This window comes from Pseudomonas fragi (assembly GCF_025426255.1).
In the GTDB taxonomy this organism is placed as follows: domain Bacteria; phylum Pseudomonadota; class Gammaproteobacteria; order Pseudomonadales; family Pseudomonadaceae; genus Aquipseudomonas; species Aquipseudomonas kulmbachensis.
Map to the genome: position 1 here is coordinate 673,137 of NZ_CP104861.1, position 19,447 is coordinate 692,583.

The 19,447-nt window shown below is 57.0% G+C and carries 16 protein-coding genes; 12 read left to right on the forward strand and 4 right to left on the reverse strand.

The genetic code is table 11. From position 1 onward, the window contains the following. Nucleotides 1–23: 23 nt before the first annotated feature. Nucleotides 24–1,010, reverse strand: a complete 987-nt coding sequence (locus N7D90_RS03260; RefSeq protein ID WP_261740858.1) for an alpha/beta hydrolase — start codon at nucleotides 1,008–1,010, stop codon at nucleotides 24–26. After that, nucleotides 1,011–1,901: a neutral zinc metallopeptidase gene (locus tag N7D90_RS03265; RefSeq protein WP_261740859.1), complete on the reverse strand. Its 891-nt coding sequence runs from the start codon at nucleotides 1,899–1,901 to the stop codon at nucleotides 1,011–1,013. A 275-nt stretch (nucleotides 1,902–2,176) separates the two neighbouring features. Between N7D90_RS03265 and N7D90_RS03270 the strand changes: the two genes are divergently transcribed. The 4 genes from N7D90_RS03270 (at nucleotide 2,177) to pcaG (ending at nucleotide 5,563) form a co-directional block, all read left to right on the forward strand. Further along, entirely contained in the window at nucleotides 2,177–3,163 is a 987-nt protein-coding gene (locus N7D90_RS03270) for a YhcG family protein (protein ID WP_405046641.1), read from the forward strand. A gap of 35 nt (nucleotides 3,164–3,198) precedes the next feature. Continuing rightward, nucleotides 3,199–4,128 carry a pca operon transcription factor PcaQ gene (pcaQ, locus tag N7D90_RS03275; RefSeq protein WP_261740861.1) on the forward strand — a complete coding sequence of 310 codons (930 nt, stop codon included), beginning with the start codon at nucleotides 3,199–3,201 and terminating at the stop codon, nucleotides 4,126–4,128. A 98-nt stretch (nucleotides 4,129–4,226) separates the two neighbouring features. After that, complete coding sequence (gene pcaH / locus N7D90_RS03280) at nucleotides 4,227–4,946, forward strand: protocatechuate 3,4-dioxygenase subunit beta (RefSeq protein ID WP_261740862.1); 720 nt, start codon at nucleotides 4,227–4,229, stop codon at nucleotides 4,944–4,946. Nucleotides 4,947–4,957: 11 nt separating this feature from the next. Beyond that, entirely contained in the window at nucleotides 4,958–5,563 is a 606-nt protein-coding gene (gene pcaG / locus N7D90_RS03285; RefSeq protein ID WP_261740863.1) for a protocatechuate 3,4-dioxygenase subunit alpha, read from the forward strand. A 67-nt stretch (nucleotides 5,564–5,630) separates the two neighbouring features. Here the strand turns inward: pcaG and N7D90_RS03290 are convergent, their stop codons facing one another. Further along, nucleotides 5,631–6,515 (reverse strand): DMT family transporter, encoded by an 885-nt coding sequence (locus N7D90_RS03290; protein ID WP_261740864.1) that lies wholly within the window; start codon nucleotides 6,513–6,515, stop codon nucleotides 5,631–5,633. Between the two features lie 24 nt (nucleotides 6,516–6,539). Next, a complete protein-coding gene (locus N7D90_RS03295) occupies nucleotides 6,540–7,868 on the reverse strand; it encodes an MFS transporter (protein WP_261740865.1) in 1,329 nt (442 codons plus the stop codon). A gap of 244 nt (nucleotides 7,869–8,112) precedes the next feature. On the opposite strand from N7D90_RS03295, the gene quiC reads away from it, so the two are divergent. The 8 genes from quiC to N7D90_RS03335 all read left to right on the forward strand — a co-directional run bounded on the left by quiC (nucleotide 8,113) and on the right by N7D90_RS03335 (nucleotide 19,425). Then, a complete protein-coding gene (gene quiC / locus N7D90_RS03300) occupies nucleotides 8,113–10,023 on the forward strand; it encodes a 3-dehydroshikimate dehydratase QuiC (protein ID WP_261740866.1) in 1,911 nt (636 codons plus the stop codon). A gap of 66 nt (nucleotides 10,024–10,089) precedes the next feature. Then, nucleotides 10,090–10,767, forward strand: a complete 678-nt coding sequence (locus tag N7D90_RS03305; RefSeq protein WP_261740867.1) for a TetR/AcrR family transcriptional regulator — start codon at nucleotides 10,090–10,092, stop codon at nucleotides 10,765–10,767. A gap of 96 nt (nucleotides 10,768–10,863) precedes the next feature. Then, complete coding sequence (locus tag N7D90_RS03310; protein ID WP_261740868.1) at nucleotides 10,864–11,370, forward strand: RNA polymerase sigma factor; 507 nt, start codon at nucleotides 10,864–10,866, stop codon at nucleotides 11,368–11,370. Nucleotides 11,371–11,456: 86 nt separating this feature from the next. Then, the gene (locus tag N7D90_RS03315) at nucleotides 11,457–12,458 is read left to right on the forward strand and encodes a FecR family protein (RefSeq protein ID WP_261740869.1); all 1,002 of its coding nucleotides are present in this window, start codon (nucleotides 11,457–11,459) and stop codon (nucleotides 12,456–12,458) included. 240 nt (nucleotides 12,459–12,698) lie between these two features. Beyond that, on the forward strand, nucleotides 12,699–15,470 hold the full coding sequence (locus N7D90_RS03320) for a TonB-dependent receptor (RefSeq protein ID WP_261740870.1): 2,772 nt from the start codon (nucleotides 12,699–12,701) through the stop codon (nucleotides 15,468–15,470). A gap of 102 nt (nucleotides 15,471–15,572) precedes the next feature. Next, a complete protein-coding gene (locus tag N7D90_RS03325) occupies nucleotides 15,573–16,202 on the forward strand; it encodes a heme acquisition protein HasA (protein WP_261740871.1) in 630 nt (209 codons plus the stop codon). Between the two features lie 152 nt (nucleotides 16,203–16,354). Next, nucleotides 16,355–18,100, forward strand: a complete 1,746-nt coding sequence (locus tag N7D90_RS03330; RefSeq protein ID WP_261740872.1) for a type I secretion system permease/ATPase — start codon at nucleotides 16,355–16,357, stop codon at nucleotides 18,098–18,100. Further along, the gene (locus N7D90_RS03335; RefSeq protein ID WP_261740873.1) at nucleotides 18,097–19,425 is read left to right on the forward strand and encodes an HlyD family type I secretion periplasmic adaptor subunit; all 1,329 of its coding nucleotides are present in this window, start codon (nucleotides 18,097–18,099) and stop codon (nucleotides 19,423–19,425) included. Before N7D90_RS03330 ends, N7D90_RS03335 begins: the two co-directional genes overlap by 4 nt. The last annotated feature ends 22 nt before the right edge of the window (nucleotides 19,426–19,447 follow it).

Sequence of the window (19,447 nt, forward strand, 5' to 3'; positions counted from 1 at the left end):
GGCAGCTGCTACACAGGGTGTATTTACCCGCCAAACAACGCCTTCTGCCCCTCTGGCGAGGTGAACATTTGGTCGCCGTTGTGCCCAACACCAGGCACTTCGATCAGCCGCTGATTCAGCCCCTGCGGATGCTGCTGGCGCAAATACTCAAAGTAGTTCTTTGCGCGCTCCAGCCTGAAGGCACCCTGGGCTTCGGCTTCGCAGCTTTTATCCAGTGCCGGGTGGTTGGGGTCAGTGTCCTTGGCGCCTAATAAATAGGTAATGTCGCGTTCAACATAGGCCTGCTCCAGCTGTCGTTTTTTTTGCCCCATGGCGTAGGCGGGCAGATCCTTAAGCCCGTATTTCCAGGTATTGAAGCCCGGGCAGTTCGCCGAATCAAAGGTCGGAATCGGCCGCTGCGCATTGAAGTACGCATATGACGAAGGGTTGGCAATTACATAGCGCACCTTGATCCCGTCTGTCTGCAAAGCCTTGTCGGCTTGTGTCGTCAGGGCATAACGCTGCACCACTTGCGCGCCCCCTGAGTGTCCGGCAATCACTACCTCACGCAAGGCCGGGAAGCGTTTGCGGTCATTGAGGCGCTCAAGGATCTGATCCAGCGCCGCGTAAGAACTGAGCGGCGCCGGGCTCAGCGCGGGGGCACCGGCCATCCAGTCATTGGCATGCCAGCGCAAGACCGCGTCGGGCAGGGCATGGCGAGTGCGATCACGCTGATTGAGAAATTGCGGTGCAATGATCAGGGTTGTGGATAACTGCCCGGCTTGCGTCGCAGCCTGTTCGGCGCTGCGTAAATAGGTCTGGGCATTGCGCAGGCGCCCATGAATCACAATCAATGCGCGCTGCACCTGTGGCAGTGGCCGCTTCCAGTCCTGGCTCAGCCCCACGCTCAACTCGCCGGGGCCAATATTCAGACGCTCGGGGCTCAGTTCTTTAACCCCGTGCTCGGCCGCCTGAGCCATCGAGAAGGCCAGCAACAGGCCTATTATTGGCGCGATTGAGCGCACTAGCATCTAAAGCTTCGCTGCCGAGAAGGTATCGCACTGATTGATATTGCCTTGTGCAAAACCGGTCTTGAACCACTTCACCCGTTGCGCCGAAGTGCCGTGGGTAAAGGAGTCGGGCACCACGCGGCCTTGGCTTTGTTGCTGCAAACGATCATCACCAATGGCATTGGCGGCATTCAAGGCCTCATCGATATCCCCGGGTTCCAGCCAGTTAAGGCGTTTTTGCGCATGGTTGGCCCACACACCTGCCAGGCAGTCGGCTTGTAGTTCCTGGCGCACCAGCAAGCCCCCGGCCCCCTCCATGCGCTGACCTTGTTGGCGGGCCATTTGCATTTTTGACGAGACACCCAGCAGGGTCTGCACGTGATGGCCCACTTCATGCGCGATCACATAGGCTTGGGCGAAATCGCCTCCGGCCTTGAAGCGCTGGGTCATCTCCTGGAAGAAACTCATATCCAGATAGACCTTCTGATCGGCCGGGCAGTAGAACGGCCCGGTTGCGGCCGAAGCAAAGCCGCAGGCCGAGTTCACTTGGCCGCGAAACAGCACCAGGGTCGGGTCTTTATAAGTGCGACCAGCTTGCTGAAAAATTTGCCGCCAGGTGTCTTCGGTATCGCCCAGAATCGCCCGCACAAAATCAGCTTGTTGATCATTAGCGGGAGGTGCATGCCCGGCTTGCTGGGTAATCTGGGGCGAAGATTGCTCGGTAAGCTGGCCGCTTAACTGCCCGAGAATCTGCATTGGGTCCTGTCCGGTTAACAGACCGATACCCACAATCACCACCACAGCCACCAGGCTCAAGCCTTTACCGCCGCCGATCCGCATCCCGCCGCCCCCGGTGCCTTGATCGCGCACGTCTTCAACGTTGTCGCTACGTCGGCCTTTTTTCCAAAGCATGGGGGTAGTCCTCTGATAAATCGTGTATTCAAGTGTTGTAGCTGAGTTGGGACAATGCCAGCCCGGCTGTCAGACGCTTGTTAATTGGCGAAGGAGTATGGCATTTGGGTTGATGGGTTTGCAGGTGAAGGCTACAGAGTGTATCGGCCTTTTGTGGGTAAGGGCTGACTGACGAGGGTGGGAGTGGGTCGTAGGGTGTGTTGCTCTATTCGTCCTGCATTCCCGAGGTTTCAGTGAGCTCCCACTTTTTAAATACGCCACATCAGACTTCGACCATTGGTTTCACCCATGTAGTGAAACTAATCAAAAATGCCCAACAAAATGCCGTTGTTGCCGTGAATACGCAGCTAATCGGTTTGTACTGGCAGGTGGGTGCTTTTATCAGTCAAAAGCTGGAACGAGCTGAGTGGGGGGACTCTGTAGTCGAGCAGTTGGCAGTTCACATCGCTGCTACCCAGCCTGGGCTTCGAGGGTTTACCCGTCGCAACCTGTTCCGCATGCGTCAATTTTATGAGGCATATAGAGAGGATGAAAACTTAGTGTCAGCACTGCTGACACAATTGCCCTGGACTCACCATCTGATGCTCCTGAGTCAGTGTAAATCCGCTCAGGAACGCGAATTTTATATGCGCAGCGCCGTTGTCCAAAAATGGTCGAGTCGTGAACTGGATCGTCAGTTGGGGAGCGCGTTGTTTGAGCGAATGGTGATTCGCCCAGCCAAGCTTTCCCCTGCATTACAGGAACGTGTTGCAGGTGTAACGGATGTATTCAAAGACGCTTATTTTGTTGAGTTTCTTCAGCTACCCAGCGGGCACAACGAGTCGGGGTTACATCGAGGTTTGCTGGGGCGTTTAAAGGAGTTTCTGACTGAGTTGGGCCATGATTTTTGCTTTGTGGGCTCAGAGTATCCATTACAGGTAGGAACCAGGGATTTTGCAGTGGACCTGCTTCTGTTCCATCGTGGCTTGAATTGTCTGGTCGCGATTGAATTAAAGGTAGGACGCTTCGAACCTGAACACTTGGGCAAGCTCAACTTCTACCTCGAAGCGCTCGACCGCCACCACCGCAAAGCTCACGAAAATCCGGCAATCGGAGTATTACTGTGCGCCAGCAAGGAAGATGAAGTGGTTGAATACGCGCTGAACCGCTCGCTGTCGCCCGCTTTGATCGCCGAATATCAAACCAGGCTGCCGGACAAGAAGATTCTGCAAGCCAAGCTGCATGAGTTTTATCTGCAAAACGTCCCTGTAGATGACACGTGACCCCACCTGATCCCCGCTCCGGAGTTGTAAGCCTTGTGAACATTGATACCCGCATCAAGTACCGCCACCTCGTGTGCTTTCTGGAGATGGCGCGCCAGGGCAGTCTGGCGCGGGCGGCGGATGTGTTGGCGGTAAGCCAGCCGGCCATGTCAAAAACCCTCAAGGAGCTTGAGGAACTGCTGACGGTCAGCCTGTTTGTGCGCAGTAAAAGCGGCGTCACTCTGACCGAGGCCGGGGTGGCGTTTCTGCGTTATGCGACGCCTTCGGTGCAGGCGTTGCGCGAAGGGGTCAATGCCTTGCGTGGCGGTGAATATGTAGGAGGTACGGTGCGTCTGGGGGTGTTGTCGACGGTGGAGAGCCTGCTGATACCCGAACTGGTGCAGCGTCTGCATGCCCGGCATTCGTCGCTGGTGGTGAGTGTTGTAACTGGACCGAGTGCGTATCTGTTATCGCAATTGCGTGTAGGTGATGTTGACCTTGTGGTGGGGCGCATGACCGACAGCCCGGAAATTCAGGGCATGAATTTTGAACATCTTTACAGCGAATCCATGACCCTGGTGGCGCGTGCAGGTCATCCCCTGACACAAGGCCCGCTTGACCGCAGTTTGCTCGAAAACTACCCACTGGTATTGCCGCTGGCCAACACCACTATTCGTGCCTTTGCCGACAGCCTGTTTGTGCAATGCGGCATCAGCCAGTCCCGGCAACGGCTGGAAACTCTGTCGATTACCCTCAGTCGGCGCTACGTGCTGCGCAACGATGCGGTCTGGATCGCGCCTCTGGATGCCGTACGCCTCGACCTGGCCAGTGGCGAGCTGCAGGAAATCGACCTGGGCCAGCGCGAGCCGGGCGGCTCGATCGGTATTTGCAGCAACGCCCACGTACCGATGTCGGTGGCGGCGCAGGGCTGTGTCGAGGTTTTACGTGAATTGGGCCGGGCCTATGGGGAAGGGATTTATCCATAACCATATGGTTATGTATTGGGCTGACCTTTTCAGTAGTCCTTGGGCGTCTGTTGTTTGAAACTGGCTTCTAGCCTTTATAAAAACAACAGGAGATCGACATGTCCGATGCAGACAGCCGGCGTTTTATCATCCGTGATCGCAACTGGCACCCCAAAGCCCTGACGCCCGACTACAAAACCTCGATTGCCCGTTCCCCGCGCCAGGCGCTGGTGAGCATCCCGCAGTCGGTTAGCGAAACCAGCGGCCCTGATTTTTCCCATCTGAAATTTGGCAAGTTCGACAACGACCTGCTGCTCAATTTCAACAATGGCGGTTTGCCTATTGGCGAGCGGATCATCCTCGCGGGTCGCGTGTGCGATCAGTACGGCAAACCGATTCCTCACACCCTGGTTGAAGTTTGGCAAGCCAACGCTGGCGGTCGTTATCGCCATAAGAACGACCGTTACCTGGCACCGCTGGATCCCAACTTTGGTGGCGTAGGCCGCACCTTGACCAACAGTGAAGGGTATTACAGCTTCCGCACCGTCAAACCGGGGCCTTATCCGTGGCGTAACGGGCCAAACGACTGGCGCCCGGCGCATATTCACGTCTCCATCAGTGGCCCCTCGATAGCCACGCGGCTGATTACCCAGTTGTACTTCGAAGGCGACCCGATGATCCCGATGTGCCCGATCGTCAAATCGATTACCAACCCCGAGGCAGTGCAAAGCCTGATTGCTCGGCTGGACATGGGCGCGGCCAATCCGATGGATTGCCTGGCGTATCGCTTTGACATCGTGCTGCGCGGTCAGCGCCAGACTCACTTCGAAAACTGCTGAGGAGCCCCGTCATGCCTATCCAATTGCTACCGGAAACCCCATCGCAAACTGCTGGCCCCTATGTACATATCGGCCTGGCGCTGGCTGCGGCCGGCAACCCGTCGCGCCCTGAAGAAATCTGGAGCGAGATGGCCAAGCCGGACGCTGCGGGCGAGCACGTCGTGCTGTTTGGCAACGTCTATGACGGTAATGGCCACCTGGTGCGCGACTCTTTTCTGGAGCTGTGGCAAGCCAACCATGAAGGGGTTTATGACGAAGACTTTGATTCGGAAAAAGCCTTCAACAGCTTTGGCCGTACGGCGACCACCTTCGATGCAGGTGAGTGGACGCTCAACACCATCAAACCTGGTGTGGTGAACAATGCGAGCGGTGTGCCGATGGCGCCGCATATCAACGTGTCGCTGTTTGCCCGTGGCATCAACATTCACCTGCAGACGCGCCTCTATTTCAGCGACGAGTCGGAGGCGAATGCCAAGTGCCCGGTGCTCAATCTGATCGAGCAGCCACAACGCCGCGAAACCTTGATCGCTCATCGCTGTGAAGTGAATGGCAAAACGGCCTATCGGTTTGATATCCGTATTCAGGGCGAAGGGGAGACGGTGTTTTTCGACTTTTAATACGCCACAACACCTGTAGCAGCTGCCGAGGAACGCAGCCTTCGTTCCTCTGCAGCTGCTACGAAACTCAAGCGCGGCCGCGCCTTTGCTGCCACGCCGCCGCCAACCCGCTGACGCAGATAATCGCAATACCGACCCGGCTGGCCAGGTCAGGCGTGTGGTCGAAAAGTAACCAGCCCAAAACCCCGGAAAACACGATCTGGCAATAGCTGAATGGTGCCAGCAATGCCGGTGCCGCCACGCGAAACGACTGGGTCAACAGCAAGTGAGCAGTCATGCCCAGGGAGCCCAGCGCCAGCATTTGCAGGCCGTGGGCCAGGGTCGGGGTTTGCCAGAAAAACGGCACCAGCGCACTCATCACCAGCACATTGAACAGCCCGGCAAAGAAGTTACTGGTGGTGGGGCTGTCATATGCGCTGAGTTTGCGCGTGAGGATCTGATAACAGCTAAAGCAGAGCGCTGCGGCCATCGGCAATAACACCGCTGGGGTAAACAACTCGCCCCCGGGGTGAATGATGATCACCACCCCGATAAATCCGCATACCACGGCCAGCCACTGCCCACGTGTAACCGTCTCGCCCAGTAAGGGCCCTGACAAAGCCGCTACCAGTAGCGGTGCCAGAAAGTTGACCGCCGTATTTTCAGCCAGTGGGATGAACAACAACCCATAGGTGAAAAACAGGCCTGAACCCAACAGGCAAATGGCCCGCAACACCTGAAGCAAAGGCCGTTTGCTGCGCAGTACCCGCAACCCTGACTGCGGCAGAAAGATCCCCGCCATCAACACGGTGTGCACCAGATAACGTGCCCACACCACCATCACTACCGGGTAAAAACCACTGAGGTACTTGGACAGCGCATCGTGACTGGAGAACAGCGCAGTGGCTGTCACTATCAGCAAGATGCCCTTCAAAGGATGGTTCACCCCCGAAAGGGGCGTGGGCAATGTCATCGATGACCTCGTTGTGTCTATGCGTCAAACCTGTGGGATTTTGCGCGGTGCCATGAAGTACATCCACACTAACGCAATGAAGTACATCGCTGGAATCATAGTGAACAACAAGGTGTAATTATTGTTCGTGACGGTCAGTACATAGCCCACGAACTGAGTCATAAACATCCCGCCGATAGCGGCGCACATGCCGCCAAAGCCGAACACGGTGCCCATCATGTGCTTGGGTGTGTAGTCCATCACCATGCTCCACACGTTGGCAGTCCAGGCCTGGTGCGCACCCAGTGCCAGAGCGATTGCGCCCACCGCGACCCACAGGTCGCTGGAGCCTGCAGCCATCACCACGCCGATGATGCTGATTGCGCACAACAGCATCGATACCAGCCGTGCCTTGACCGCCGCCATACCGCGCTTGATCAGTACCGAAGACAGAATTCCGCCGCCGACGCTGCCGAAATCTGCAGTGATGTAGATGATGATCAGCGGGATGCCCATCTGGGTAACGCTGATGCCCAGGTTGTATTGCTGGTTGAGGAACGGAGGCAACCAGTACAGGTAGAACCAGAACACCGGAGCTGTCATGGCGTAGGACAGGGCGAAGGCCCATGTGCCACGCATCTTGAGGATGGTGCCGAAAGAAACGGTGGTTTGCTCAGGCTCTTTTTCTTGCTGGATGTAGTCCAGTTCTGCCTGGCTAACGGTTGGATGTTCTTCTGGGTTGTAGTACTTCAGGCCCCAGAAAATCAGCCAGATACCGCCCAATGCCGCCATGCACAAAAAGGCCGCTTGCCAGCCCCACACATGCAACACCAGTGGCAACAGCATTGGGGTGAACATGGCGCCGACGTTGGTCCCGGCGTTGAAGATCCCGCTGGCCACAGCCCGCTCGCTGGCCGGGAACCACAGGCGCGTGGTTTTCACGCAGGCAGGGTAGTTGGCGGCTTCGGTCAGGCCCAGGATAAAGCGGCAAATCATAAAGCCCGCCGCTGAAGTAGCCAGGCCATGAGCACCGGTAGCCAGGCTCCACAGCAACACGGCGCAGAAGAACACGCGCTTGACCCCGACTCGGTCGATCAAACGTCCCTGCAGGACGAAGCCAATGGCGTAGCCCACCTGAAACCAGAAGTTGATATTGGCGTAGTCCATCGCCGTCCAGCTCATCTCTTTGGCCAGGATCGGTTGCATGACGCCCAGGGCGGCACGGTCGATAAAGTTCAGCGTGGTGGCGAAAAACACCAATGCAAGCATGCCCCAACGGGTTTTGCCAATTGCCAGGGTGCCGCGGATCTTGTCGCCGATCCCTGCGCTTGAAGCGTGGGCAGAGGTAGTGCGTGCAGTCGGAGAGGGGACCATGGTTGTTTACCCGTTTCTTGGAATTGTTATGTGGTGTTGCTCAGCTTTTGACGCAAGTAGTTCGGACTTGATGGTGGCGAGTGGACGAAAAATCGTCAATTCAAGATAGGCCATAATGTTCGATAATCGCACGCAAAACTAACCAGTTGGTACAGATTGGTTGCTCAATAATAGGGCGCCCTTAATAATCAAACCATTAAGAAATGCCGTTGCCTGCAGGCTGCGCCAATCCTGGGAGTTATTAATGAAGCGTTCGATCGCCACTGTTTCCTTGAGCGGCACCTTGCCAGAAAAGCTGGACGCCATTGCCGCGGCAGGTTTTGACGGGGTCGAGATTTTTGAAAACGACCTGCTGTATTACGACGGCAGCCCGCGTGAAGTGCGCCAGATGTGTGCCGATCTGGGGCTGGCTATTAGCCTGTTTCAACCGTTCCGTGATTTTGAAGGCTGCCGCCGCGAACGTCTTGCTCGCAACCTGGACCGCGCCGAACGCAAGTTTGACTTGATGCAAGAGCTTGGCACCGATCTGGTGTTGGTCTGCAGTAACGCTGCAGCGGACTCGGTGGGGGATCGGCAGATTTTGCTCGATGACCTGAGCCTGCTCGCCGAACGTGCAGGGGCCCGGGACCTGCGCATCGGATACGAAGCGCTGGCCTGGGGCCGCCACGTCAATACCTGGCAACAGGTCTGGGATCTGGTGCGTGAGATCGACCATCCCAATCTTGGCGTATTGCTCGACAGCTTCCATACCTTGTCGCTCAAGGGCGATCCGAGTGCGATTGCGCAAATCCCCGGCGACAAGATCTTCTTTGTGCAGATGGCCGACGCGCCGATTCTGGCGATGGATGTGCTGGAATGGAGTCGTCATTTCCGCTGTTTCCCCGGTCAGGGTGAGTTTGATCTGCCGGGCTTTCTGGCTCCAATCATACAAAGTGGCTACACCGGTCCCTTGTCGCTGGAAATCTTCAACGACGGTTTTCGTGCAGCCCCGCCCCGGGCCAATGCTGCCGACGGTTTACGCTCGTTGCTCTACCTCGAAGAGAAAACCCGCGAGCGTCTGGCGCAGCAAGCGGCACCGGGTGCGACCCTGGAACCCTTGTTCGCGCCGCCTGCTGCGAGCCAGTACGACGGCATTGAATTTCTCGAATTTGCCGTGGATGAAAATCAGGGCGCGCAATTGACTCACTGGCTCGAGCGCCTGGGGTTCAGCAAGGCGGGCCAACACCGCTCAAAGAATGTGAGCTTGCTGCGTCAGGGCGATATCAACCTGATTCTTAACGCTGAGCCGTACTCGTTCGCGCACAACTTTTTTGAGGCCCACGGCCCATCGTTATGCGCCACCGCCATTCGGGTGCAGGACAGCGCCAGCGCTCTGGCGCGTGCGGTGGCTTACAAAGGTCAGCCCTATCGCGGACTGGTCGGCCCCAATGAGCTGGAGTTGGCGGCGGTGCGTGCCCCCGATGGCAGCTTGATTTACCTGGTGGACAAGGACGCCTCCGGTAAGCCGCTGTACGAGTCGGACTTCAATATCGCGCCAACCCCCTCAACCCAGGGTGGCCTCAAGCGTATTGACCATATGGCCATGGCATTGCCCGCCGATAGCCTCGACAGCTGGGTGTTGTTCTATAAAAGCCTGCTGGATTTTGAAGCCGATGACGAAGTAGTCCTGCCAGATCCTTATGGCTTGGTAAAAAGCCGAGCGCTGCGTAGCCGTTGCAGTTCGATTCGTTTGCCGCTGAATATTTCCGAGAACAGAAACACCGCCATCTCACATGCCTTGTCGAGTTATCGCGGCTCCGGAGTGCATCACATCGCCTTTGAATGTGACGACCTGTTCGCCGAGGTCAGTCGCGCCAAAGCAGCCGGTGTACCGCTGCTGGATATTCCGCTCAACTACTACGACGACCTGGCGGCGCGTTTTGATTTCGATGACGAGTTCTTGAGCAAGCTCGCCTATTTCAACGTGTTGTATGACCGTGATGCACAGGGCGGCGAGTTGTTCCATGTGTACACCGAGCCGTTTGAAGGGCGTTTTTTCTTCGAGCTTTTGCAACGCAAAAATGGCTACGCCGGGTATGGCGCGGCGAACGTTGCGGTGCGTCTGGCTGCGATGGCCAAGTCACGCAGCGGCGCGGCACGGCAGGCAAAGCTGTAAGGCGGCTTCCTTCACAGAGCAGGGCGGCCCATAATCGCGGCCATCCCAAGATGGCCGTGAGCCTTTATGACCAAGACCCAAGAAGTCGACACCGGCGCCACGGCACCGGTAGTCGAACCGCGTAAAAGCCGTAAGAACAACCCTGAGAAGACGCGCGAAAACATCCTGCAAGAAGCAATCGTCGAGTTTGTCGAACAAGGCCTGGCGGGTGCGCGCGTGGACGCTATTGCAGAGCGTACCAAGACCTCAAAGCGCATGATTTATTACTACTTCACCAGTAAGGAACAGCTCTACGTCGAGGTGCTGGAGAAACTGTACGGTGAAATTCGCAGCATCGAAGGTCGCTTGAATCTGGATCAGCTTGAACCGGTAGAAGCGATTCGGCGGCTGGTGGAGTTCACCTTCGATCACCACGATATGAACGCGGATTTTGTGCGCATCGTCAGCATCGAAAATATCCACAAAGGTGAATACATCAAGCGCTCGGAAGGGATCAAGGACATGAACGACACCATTGTGCAGGCGCTTGAAAGCATCCTGCAGCGTGGCGTTGAACAGAAGGTATTCCGTGTTGGGCTGAACCCGCTGGATGTTCACTTGCTCGTCAGTTCGTTCTGTTTTTATCGCGTGTCGAATCGGTACACGCTCGGCGAGATTTTCCAGATCGACTTGTCTGATGCGCAAATCAAGCAGCGCCAACGTGAGATGATTTGCGACTCAGTACTGCGTTATCTGCAGGCTTGATCCTAAGGTTATGCCTTGGGAATTAATATCAATTGAAAATCATTCTCGACAAAAAGTAAGATAGCGACCCCTTTCCTTCATGCTCAGGGAGTCGGTTTGTCGGATATGGACCTCAAAGGCTTGTTCCTCAAGCATGCCAGTACCCTGCGTGGGTATCTGGCGCGCAAGGTACGGGACCCTCAACTGGCAGCGGATCTGGTGCAGGAAAGTTTTCTGCGCATGGCAGAGCGTGGGCGCAAGGAGCGAATCGACAACTCCCCCGGTTATCTCTATCGCATTGCTGGCAACTTGCTGGTCGATCACATTCGCCAGGAAACCCGGCGCAAGACCGACACGGTAACCCACGAAGCGCTGGCCGAAATCGAAGACGAAATGGCAGGCCTGGAGGCCCAGGCAATGGCAGAACAACAGCGCATGGCGCTAAAACAGGCATTGTCCGAATTGCCGGAACGCACCCAGGAAATCTTCCGCCTCAACCGCATCGAGGGCATGACCCATGCTCAAGTCGCGCGTCACCTTGAAATTTCCGACAGTTCAGTGCAAAAACATCTGTCGAAAGCTTTGGCCTACGTCATGCAGCGCCTACAAGAGCCTGAGAAATAACCTCCACATTTGTCGATGAATGGCTTACTGAGTTTCAGCCAACAAGACGTCACTGCTTATATATAACGAGAAATAGAGATTCACACGTGAATAGCCAAGGCCCCCAACAGCAGATGATTACTGAAGCGGCCGCCGAGTGGGCGGTGCGTCTGCACGCGGGTGCATTGAGTGAAGAGGCGCAAGCGCAACTGGAGCAGTGGCTGGCTGCCGACGAGCGCCATGCGCCTGCGCTGCGCTTTGCCGAACAGACATGGGCGGCACTGGGGGAGCTGGCGCTGGAGAGCAGGCCCACCCCCCACCGCCAGCGCATGGCAGAGGCTGGGACAGTGCCGATGACTCGCCGTCGGCGCCCACTGCGTTGGGTCGGGCGTGCGGCGGTGCTGTCGCTGGTGCTGGCCGTGGGCTGGGTCAGTGGCCCGACGGCGCTGTTACAGATGCAGGCCGACTACCGCACTGGCGCAGGAGAACTTCGCACGGTTCAGCTGGATGATGGCAGTTCGGTAGAACTGGACGCGGCCAGTGCAATCAGTATCGACTACGACAGCAACGAACGGCGGATCAGCCTGTTGGCGGGTTCAGCGGTGTTTGATGTAGCCCCTATGGATGACGCCGAAACCCGGCCATTTGTGGTGCAAAGCGCGGGTGGACGGACCAAGGCACTGGGTACTCAATTCGTGGTGGGCCGGGAAGACCGAGACCAGGCCTGGGTCGGTGTATTGCAGCATAGCGTTGCGGTCAGCCTGCAAAGCCAGCCGGCGCAAGGCTCGGCGCAGCAAATCCTGGAAGAAGGCCAAAGCGCCCGCTACAGCGCAAAAGGTGGAGTACAGAAACTGCCTGGATTTGACCTGAGCGCGGCGACGAGCTGGCGCCGGGGCGTGCTGATCTTTGACCGCCAGCCGTTGGCGCAGGTGATTGAGCAGCTCAACCGTTATCGTCCCGGCCAGATCGTATTGGCCAACCGGGCCTTGGCCAGTCGACAGGTCAGCGGCGTATTCCGCCTGGAGATGCTCGACAGCGCACTGCAAACCCTGACCCAGGAGCTGCACGTAAAACGCGTCGAACTGGCGGGCGTCAGCCTGATTTACTGACTTTGCGCTGACCCTGTAGCCGCTGCCGAAGGCTGCGATGGCTGCGCAGCGACCCTGCTGTTTTGGCCCTTATCGCAGCTTGCGGCAGCGGCTACAAACGCAAGATGGGGCCTCCTTTCGTATTGAATAAATACTTTTTGAAAACTAATCGCAAAAACCTTTACTGACTTTCTCCCGGTAACACGTCTTGCTATTGAGATTCATTCGCAAAGCAGCTCGTGCAACCTGGGGATAATAAAAATGATCGGTAGTCAGCGCAAAGGGGTGCGGTCCGCAAGTCGGTTAGCCTTTGCTGTTCATGTCGGGATTGTTGCCGTGTTGGCGGCGCAAACGCCGGTGCATGCTGCGCCAAAAGCCAGCAGTGCGGTGCAACAGGAATTTATCGCCTTCCATATTGCGGCGCAGCCGCTGGACAAGGCGGTACTGATCTTCGCCGAACAGGCAGGCCTGCAAGTGCTGTTCGACAGCCAGGTGCTACGCGGCCTGCAGGCACAGGCACTGAACGGAGACTTCGGCGTCCAGGAAGGCCTGGCCCGCTTGCTGGGCAACAACCCGGTGGAATACCGCTTCACCGGCGAACGCCAGGTCACCCTGACCCGCGTCAGCGGAGAACACGCAGGCGCGCTGGCGCTGGGCACTACCTCCGTGACTGCCAGCGAAGGCAACAGTGGGGATTGGGTGTACCAGACCCCCGAAGCGGTGTCCGTTATCACCCGCGAGCAAATCAACAAGCGCGCCCCTCGTCACACAGCCGACATGCTGGAAGAAACCCCAGGCGTTTACACGGCAGTAGACCAGCGTGACCCCGGCTTGTCCGTCAACATCCGCGGCCTTCAGGACTATGGTCGGGTCAACATGAACGTTGACGGCATGCGCCAGAACTTCAACGTCAATGGTCACCAGCATCGCAACGGTGTGATGCTGATCGATCCGGAAATGATCTCGAGCATCGAAATCGATAAAGGCACCCAATCCGGTATGGGCGGCGCGGCAGTGCTGGGTGGTATTGCCACTTTTAAAACACTTGAAGCCAGTGAATTTTTGAAGGATGGCAAAGAGTTCGGCGGGCGTGTCCGCGCCGGCAGCGGCATCGGTGAACTGGGTAACGGCACATACTTCAACGGTGGCGGGGTGTTCGCCTTCGGTAATGAGATTGGCGATGCCTTGTTTGCGTACAGCGAACGACATTTCGGCAACTACCGCAGCGGTCGGCAAAACGCCGACAACCTTGGGGATGAGATCCGCGTCAAACAAACCCGCCGCGAAGCCTGGAACAACTGGCTGAACAATGAGGTGGGTGATGCGGGCAGTGTGACGCGCTCGCAGATGGTCAAGTTCGGCCTCAACTTGCCCAATGATCAGCGTGTGCAACTGAACTACCTGAACACCGACAGCGACAGCAACGACTCATGGACTTACGCGATCAACAACGAGACGGACTATGAGTACAGACGGCACAGTAAAAATAACCTTGGCACCGCCAACTATGGGCTCGATTACAGCTACAACCCGGACAGCGAACTGATCGACTTCAAGAGCAAAGTGTATTTCGTCAGTACGGAACTGGTGCGTTCCAATGCTGGGCATCTAACGAGCGAAGTGCGGAATAACTACGATCCCTACAAAGATTTTTTCCGCACTGATACCTGGGGCATTCAAGGCGAGAACACCTCGCGCTTCAACTTCGATGCCTACGGTTTGTTGACCTGGAATTATGGCCTGGAGATGTACCAGGACACCTTCAAGCCCAAGAGCAATAAAGTTGCGGCCTTGAGTGAAGTGGTCAAGCCTTATGTTGAGGGGGCCGACCCTTCTGGCAAACGTACCATGGCCAGCCTGTTCAGCAATCTGGAATACGATTACAACGGCTGGCTGACCCTTAATGGCGGCTTGCGGTATGACCGTTATCGTCTTGAAGGCAAGACAGGCATGACGCTCTTCCGTAGACAAATCATTCGTTATGAGAATGGTGTGCCAGTGGTGAATGCGGACCCTGCAAAGCGCGTCGAAGATACGTATGACCTGGATGAAGAAAGCGGCAAGTTTTCACCCACGTTCGGTATTGCGATCAAACCCGGCGTTGACTGGCTTCAGTTGTATGCACGTTGGGGCAAAGGTTGGCGGCCACCGGCGGTGACCGAAGTATTGATGACGGGGCGGCCCCATGGCGGCAATGCCCCTGAACGGGTATTCCCAAACCCCTTCCTCAAGGCAGAGGAATCCAGAGAGTGGGAAGTGGGCTTTAATATATTTAAAGAATCGTTGTTTTTTAACAATGATCGGCTGGGCATGAAGATCTCCTACTTTGATAACCGAATCAAAAACTTCACGTTTATGCAGTACGGTATCGCGCTTCCTGAAGCACAAAATAATTTTGGTGATCTGGCATACGTTAATAATTTGAATGACACACGCTTCAGGGGGGTTGAGTACCAGCTCAACTATGATATGGGGCGTGTGTATACTAACTTGAGTTACACCCATATGATTGGTACTAACGATTTTTGCGCAAATGATCACTATCTTGGAGGCGCCAAAAAAAGTGGTAAGAGGTTTAAAGATTATTTGGAGCGCTATGTAAGACCTGATGGGACAATGGGTTTTAGAAAGGTGAGAGAGAGTGAGTATCTGGATAATAATGAAATGAACAACTACGTCGCATGCGGCGGCATCATGGGCAGCGCGGCGCATATGCCTGCAGACCGGGGATCTTTAACGGTTGGTGCGCGTTTCCTGGAACGACGGTTGGATACAGGTATTCGTTTACGCTATAGCCGCGGAAACGGCGCCGATATGAATGCGCATAATTACTACGATATTGAACAAGCTACCTGGCCTAAGTACAGTGTGTATGATCTGTATGCCAGTTATTGGCCCACTAATGATGTGAACCTTACATTAGTGCTGGAGAACGCCACTGATGAGGCATATTTCGTTGCCATGGGCGATGCCAATAACTTGAGTTTGGCTCGGGGTCGCACCTTAAGCGGGATGCTCGAATACAAATTTTAAACAACAGCGAGTTTTCGTTGTTAACGGATTTTGCTCGTATTGAGCAAAAGCACGCAGTCGTGTGCAGGTTGTCACTAAATCTATCAATGGAAGAAAGTAAACATGACTATCTCAGTAACTTATAATTCTCTGTACGGCGATATTTCGGTTAAAGATGTGTTGAGCGAATGGTCGACCGGTTTCCGCACTGCTGATCATGGCACCGCGAATACCGGTGGTTTCAACACCGGCGGCCGTGCAATGACAGGCGAGCAGTATGCAACTCAGGGGGCCAATGGTTCGAACTACGCCTTTGTGGCTGAGAGCAATACGGATAATGGTTTGAACTACGTGTTTAATCCGAAACTGTCTGCGGGCGACAACATGAACCACTTCCTGTGGGGCAGCCTGGATAACGTGCAGTTGGGTGAAGTACTTGGCGGTGGTAAGGGCAGCGACTTTACACTGGACGACTACACCGTCAGCTTCAACGGCCTCGACCTGTCTGCCGCCAGCGATGCTGGCCGTGCTGGCAACGCTGTTCAGGACGTGATCTACGGCCTGATGAAAGGCGACGTGTCGGGTCTGGAAGGTGTGCTCAACAACCTGCTGAGCGGCTTCGGCCTGAGCACCGATTCGACCTTCGACCAGTTGGCGGCTGCCGGCCTGGCTCACTCCGATGCACCGCTGGCTGCTGATATCAGCCTGGTAGGCGTGCAGGAGCTGGTTCAAGACTGGGCACTGGCGGCGTAATACTCGCCTGCTTCAGTGAACACCACCAATCCTGTGGGAGCCGGGCTTGCCCGCGATTGCATCGACACGGTCTGACAGAAGCACCGCGTCGTTTGCATCGCAGGCAAGCCAGCTCCCACAGGGTACTCGGTTCATTTCTTCGGAATCTGTCCATGACCCGGCCCAAAGCCAACGAGATGCTGGCTGCCTTGACGGCCTACAAACGTGCTTTTTTCAATATTGGCTTGTTCTCGGCCGTGATCAATTTACTGATGCTGGCCCCGGCGTTGTACATGCTGCAGGTGTACGACCGGGTGTTGGCCTCGGGCAATCAAATGACCCTGTTGATGCTGACGCTGATGATCCTCGGCCTCTTTGGCCTGATGGGCGCGTTGGAATGGGTGCGTAGCCAGGTGGTGATCCGCCTCGGCACGCAGATGGATATGCGCTTGAACCAGCGTGTCTACGACGCTGCCTTCGAGGCGCAATTACGTACCGGAAGCCCTGCGGCGGGGCAGGCGTTGAATGACCTGACCAGCCTGCGCCAGTTCGCCACCGGCAATGCGCTGTTCGCGTTTTTCGATGCGCCATGGTTTCCGGTGTATCTGTTTGTGATTTTTATGTTCAGCCCCTGGCTAGGGCTGCTGGCTCTGGGTGGGGCGGTGCTGTTGATGATTCTGGCGTGGGTCAATCAGCGCGTTTCGCAAGCGCCGCTTAAAGCCGCCAGCGAGTTGTCGGTGGAGGCCACCCAGCAAGCCAGTGCGCATTTGCGCAATGCCGAGGCCATCGAAGCCATGGGCATGCTCGACACGTTGCGCGGGCGCTGGTTGGCGCAGCACACAGCATTTTTGGCGCAGCAAAATCTTGCCAGTGAAAAAACCGCCACCGTCAGCGCCTGGTCAAAAGGCGTGCGCCTGGCTTTGCAATCGTTGGTGCTTGGGCTCGGCGCCTTGCTGGCGGTGCAAGGGCAAATTACGGCCGGGATGATGATTGCCGGCTCCATCCTGATGGGCCGGGTGCTGGGCCCAATCGACCAACTGATCGGTGTATGGAAGCAATGGACTTCGGCACGGCTGGCTTACCAACGCCTCGAAGCCATGTTGCACGCCTATCCGCCGCGCCCGCAGCGTATGGTATTGCCCGCACCGAAGGGCGAGTTGTCGGTTGAGCAACTGAGCGCCAGCGCACCCGGCACCCGTCGCGCTACCTTGGCCAATCTGAGTTTCACCTTGCCTGCGGGGCAAGTGCTGGGCGTGATTGGACCGTCCGGTTGCGGTAAATCAACCCTGGCCCGTTTGCTGATCGGCGTGTGGCAGCCGTTGGCGGGCAAGGTGCGTTTGGACGGTGCGCAGCTGTCGCAGTGGGACAAACACCAGCTCGGCCCGCATCTGGGCTATTTGCCCCAGGACATTCAGCTGTTCGCCGGGACCATCGCACAAAACATCGCACGCTTTGCCGAGGTGGATGCCGACAAGGTGCTGGCCGCCGCGCAACTGGCGGGCGTGCATCAGTTGATCCTGCAATTGCCCGAGGGCTACGACACTCGCCTCGGTGAAGGCGGAGCGGGGTTGTCCGGCGGGCAGAAGCAGCGCATCGGCCTGGCCCGTGCGCTGTACGGCTTGCCGGCGGTGATCGTGCTCGACGAACCCAACTCCAACCTCGATGAAGCCGGTGAGCAGGCCTTGTTGCAGGCGATTGCCCAGCTCAAACAGCACAAGCGAACCCTGATTTTGATTACCCACAAACCCAATGTGCTGACCCTGACCGACCAGCTTTTGATCCTGCGCGATGGCCAGCTGCAAGCCTTTGGCCCGACCGCCAAGGTGCTCGGTGCTCCCACGGCGTCCAAGCCTGCAGTGCCGAAACCGGCAATGAATGTGAGCTATCGGCTCGGAACGGCAGAGGCGAGCAAGGTATGAAGCAGTCAAACGCCAAGGCCCTTGGCGACAGCAATGTGCTGCAACTGGATGACACTCGCTATTCGCGCTTGGGTTGGCTGCTGATGCTCGGCGGCTTTCTCGGGTTTCTTGGCTGGGCCGCATTGGCGCCGTTGGACAAGGGTGTCGCGGTGTCGGGCAAGGTGATGGTTTCGGGCCATCGCAAGGTAGTGCAGCACCCCAGCGGCGGGATTGTTGAACGTATTGATGTGCGTGACGGCGACAAAGTCGTCGCAGGCCAGGTGCTGATTCGACTGAAGGAAACCCCGTTGTTGGGGCAAGCCCAGTCGTTGCGCAGCCAGTTCTATGGATCACTCGCCAGTGAGGCGCGGCTTGATGCCGAGGGAGATGGCGTCAGCCGCGTTAACTTCCCTGCCGAACTGACGGCATTGGCGGCCGACCCGGAAGTGGCTTCCAACCTCGCCTTGCAACAGCAACTGTTCGATAGTCGGCGTAGGGCCTTGCTGCTGGACCAGCAGGGTATCGACGAAAGCATTGCAGGCGCCGAGGCGCAGTTGCGCGGGGTGCGTGACTCTCAGGCCAGCAAGGTGCTGCAACGCACGGCCCTGACCGAACAGTTGCAAGGCCTGCGTGAGCTGGCCCGCGAAGGCTACATCCCGCGTAACCGGCTGCTGGACAGCGAGCGGGTGTACGCCCAGGTGCTGGGTTCGATCAGCGAGGACTACGGCCGCATCGGTCAGTTACAGCGACAAGTGTTGGAGATGCGTTTGAAGATTCGGCAACTGGCCGAGGAGTATCAAAAGGAAGTCCGCACCCAACTGGCCGACACCCGCGTACGTACCGAGGATTTGCGCAATCGACTGGCCTCGGCCGAGTTTGAATTGGCCAACAGCCAGTTGCGTGCCCCGGTGGCGGGGATTGTGGTGGGGCTGGATGTATTTACCGAAGGCGGGGTGATCAAGCCCGGTCAGGCGCTGATGGAGATCGTGCCCCAGGGCGAGCCACTGCTGGTCGAGGCGCGGGTACCGGTTGAGCTGGCCGACAAGGTTCACCCCGGCTTGCCGGTCGAGCTGATGTTCTCGGCCTTTAGCCAGAGCACCACGCCTCGGGTGGCGGGTGAGGTGACGCTGGTGTCGGCGGACCGTCAGGTCGATGAACGCACCGACGAGCCTTATTACACGTTGCGTGCGCAAGTCAGCGAAGCCGGTATGGCGCAACTGGCCGGGTTGCAGATCCGCCCCGGCATGCCGGTGGAGGCGTTCGTGCGCACAGGCGAACGCTCGATGCTCAATTACCTGTTCAAGCCACTGCTTGACCGTACCCATATGGCGTTGGTGGAAGAATGATCGTGCGCCAGATTTTATGCGG

Coding starts and splice junctions, on each gene's coding strand:
- N7D90_RS03260 (WP_261740858.1), bottom strand. CDS start 1,010: ATGCTAGTGCGCTCAATCGCGCCAATAATAGGCCTGTTGCTGGCCTTC.
- N7D90_RS03265 (WP_261740859.1), bottom strand. CDS start 1,901: ATGCTTTGGAAAAAAGGCCGACGTAGCGACAACGTTGAAGACGTGCGC.
- pcaH (WP_261740862.1), top strand. CDS start 4,227: ATGTCCGATGCAGACAGCCGGCGTTTTATCATCCGTGATCGCAACTGG.
- pcaG (WP_261740863.1), top strand. CDS start 4,958: ATGCCTATCCAATTGCTACCGGAAACCCCATCGCAAACTGCTGGCCCC.
- N7D90_RS03290 (WP_261740864.1), bottom strand. CDS start 6,515: ATGACATTGCCCACGCCCCTTTCGGGGGTGAACCATCCTTTGAAGGGC.
- N7D90_RS03295 (WP_261740865.1), bottom strand. CDS start 7,868: ATGGTCCCCTCTCCGACTGCACGCACTACCTCTGCCCACGCTTCAAGC.
- quiC (WP_261740866.1), top strand. CDS start 8,113: ATGAAGCGTTCGATCGCCACTGTTTCCTTGAGCGGCACCTTGCCAGAA.
- N7D90_RS03305 (WP_261740867.1), top strand. CDS start 10,090: ATGACCAAGACCCAAGAAGTCGACACCGGCGCCACGGCACCGGTAGTC.
- N7D90_RS03320 (WP_261740870.1), top strand. CDS start 12,699: ATGATCGGTAGTCAGCGCAAAGGGGTGCGGTCCGCAAGTCGGTTAGCC.
- N7D90_RS03325 (WP_261740871.1), top strand. CDS start 15,573: ATGACTATCTCAGTAACTTATAATTCTCTGTACGGCGATATTTCGGTT.
- N7D90_RS03330 (WP_261740872.1), top strand. CDS start 16,355: ATGACCCGGCCCAAAGCCAACGAGATGCTGGCTGCCTTGACGGCCTAC.
- N7D90_RS03335 (WP_261740873.1), top strand. CDS start 18,097: ATGAAGCAGTCAAACGCCAAGGCCCTTGGCGACAGCAATGTGCTGCAA.